The organism is Chryseosolibacter indicum (assembly GCF_018598585.1).
GTDB classification, from domain to species: domain Bacteria; phylum Bacteroidota; class Bacteroidia; order Cytophagales; family Cyclobacteriaceae; genus Chryseosolibacter; species Chryseosolibacter indicus.
The window spans coordinates 1-2,531 of sequence record NZ_JAHESD010000136.1 but is presented as its reverse complement, the minus strand read 5'-3'; the positions used below and the strand labels follow the sequence as shown (position 1 = coordinate 2,531).

Annotated in this window: 4 protein-coding genes; all 4 read left to right on the top strand. The window is 38.7% G+C overall.

Features of this window, described 5'->3' with window-relative positions; translation table 11 throughout:
* Nucleotides 1–179: 179 nt before the first annotated feature.
* Nucleotides 180–695: a DUF6630 family protein gene (locus tag KK060_RS24715; RefSeq protein ID WP_254157943.1), complete on the top strand. Its 516-nt coding sequence runs from the start codon at nucleotides 180–182 to the stop codon at nucleotides 693–695.
* 167 nt (nucleotides 696–862) lie between these two features.
* Nucleotides 863–1,249, top strand: coding sequence for a hypothetical protein (locus KK060_RS24710; protein WP_254157941.1), 387 nt, complete (start codon nucleotides 863–865; stop codon nucleotides 1,247–1,249).
* 108 nt (nucleotides 1,250–1,357) lie between these two features.
* Nucleotides 1,358–2,017 (top strand): DUF4279 domain-containing protein, encoded by a 660-nt coding sequence (locus KK060_RS24705; RefSeq protein WP_254157938.1) that lies wholly within the window; start codon nucleotides 1,358–1,360, stop codon nucleotides 2,015–2,017.
* 195 nt (nucleotides 2,018–2,212) lie between these two features.
* Nucleotides 2,213–2,531 (top strand): DMP19 family protein (locus KK060_RS24700; RefSeq protein ID WP_254157936.1); only part of this gene is annotated, 319 nt, incomplete at its 3' end.

The window sequence follows — 2,531 nt, the reverse complement described above, 5'->3', positions numbered from 1 at the left end:
AAGATACTAGTCATAGATAACTGAGACGCGCAGCCCATAACAATGCATATAAATCATGCCGGCAGATTTTGATGTTTAATTATTAATTTGGTCTGCCGGCACGCTTTATATGCTAGCGTTGTGCGCAATAAAACTTGGGACAGAGTAGCCTTCAAAACTAAAAGACGAATTGAGACAGCATGAAAATTAATATCGAGGCTCAGAAAGAAGGATATCTTAAGCTCGTTGAATTGTGTGTCGGAGAATCAAAACGACATAACCTCGTTGACTTTATTAAGAGTCTGAAAGATTACAACGGAGACGTGAATTATGTGACCACACTGAATTATGTGAAAGATTATCTGGATCGGAACAGTATTCATTTCATTATGGCTCTGGACTGGAAACAAGGCATTGACGATTTAGTGTGGAGAGTAAAATCAGCGCTAAGGGACAATTTCGATCTGGCGATTGAATTACCAAATCCTGCAGTATATGGAGAAAGGGCATCCGTTTCCTATAAGAATGTTTTCAAGGATTTTGACAGCGCATTAAAACTTCAAAATTTTAAAATTGGCTTTATCGATACGGACGCAGACGAATATGTGATAATCATTCACAAAGCGATTGACGAAAAGGAGATTGTGGAAGCAGTTCAAAAAATCGGATATATCTATTTAGACTCTCATTCTCCAAAAATAAATAATGAGAATTAAAAAAATATATTTAAGTTTTACAGCGCACAACAAAATATATACATCATTGCCTGTGACCTGCTGTTTGGTGAAATTGCATTTCAAAGAATATTTGTACGTTGGACAGCGATTCGCTTTTAACACGGCAACGCTGCATATATAAACGTTGTAAGGCATTACAAAACAAGATGATTGACATAGTATTGGAATCTGGGAGAAAAGTGACTGTAGACGGATTCGTCTATGGTCGAACCTATAGTGGACTATTGGAGGGAAGTCCTAATCTCAAAAGCAATAAAAGAATTTTGGATTGGCAAAAGTGTCCAAGTGAGTGGGGACCACGAAAGGTATTGATGTTAGAACCATCAAGCCAGGCTCTTCAAAGTTGGTTACCTCCATCTACATATAAAGTTTGGTTGACATCAAACGACCCAATTAATAAGACATTTATGGGATCGGAATTAGTGGTTATTTGGTTTGACGAGAATCCAGGACAAAGAAGCATCAAAGAAATAATCGAAAATGGAATACGAAAAGTAGATTGGGACAACAACGCCAAGGATTTTGACTACTGACAAGTAACGCCTTACAACAACGTATATAAAACATGCCGGCACTGTTGATTTTAATTTATTATTTTGGAGTGCCGGCACGTTTTATATACAAGCGTTAGCAGCAATAGTATGTTCGAAGAGCAAGTTTTAATAAAGGTAACAAAAGAGATTCAGGACCGGACTAAGGGATTTACAGATGAGTTTCTTAAGGTTCACGACATTGTATTCGTTGAAGGACGACCAAAAATCGAAAGAATTGATAAGGAGCGAGAAGACGAGATAGTTGTTGCTTACCTCCTTGTTAAGGAAGCATCATTTTACCTTGCTTTGTATTTTGACAACAAAGAGAATTTGAATCTCCTAGGTGCCGGCACAGAACCGTATAGTTCGGTTTACTTTTGTGCTAATTCAAGTGAACTTAATGTTGACGACCTCAGCGCTTTGACAACCTTGGGCGTCATAGCACGGTGGACTAAAGGACAAAAAGAGCAGAATGGACCAGGCTTCCACAATTACAGTCGAATTGAAATAGAATCAAATCCAGGGCCGGACGATGTCGTGAATAAAATCAAAAAGCTTCTAGACATCTTGGAAAAAGACAAAGATGGGATAAAAAGACTTGTAGATACGGCATTCGGAAATGTACAAGTCGACATGCGATTCCACGTGGGCAATAAAATGCTTTTTGGAGCACCAAAACTTGACAACAAGACAATTAACCGACTTAGCGAATTAGACCTATCACTACGGTTCAACTTGTATGCTGAAGGTAAATTTTTTAAGGAGTAGGTTACATACTACTGCTGCTAACATTGCATATAAATCATGCCGGCAGAGTTTGATGAACAATTATTAATTTGGACTGCCGGCACGCTTTATATGCGAACGTTGTGTGCAATTTTTATGAGACAAGTGAGACAACTTATATTAATAGTACTACTCGGACAGGTTACATTGTCGTGTAATTCACAAACTGGGACACGAATGACGAGGAAACATGTAAAGATTGACGACAAAGTAATGGAGACGCGCGACCCAATGAAGGTGATTGACCCGTTGTGGTGGACAGTAAGCATTTATGACTCCAAAGAACAATATGAGAAGGATTTACAACCATTTTCATTTCATCAACGAGCTGTATTTGCATTGATGTGGTACATGGCTGAGGTAAATAACGGTGGACATTCACAATTCTATTCCAACTCGACAGGGATTGTTTGGGAGGACGCCATGGACGGCTTTGAATTGATTGGACTGATGGAGGGAAAGGAAATTATTGAAGAATCTGCTAAACGATTTGGGA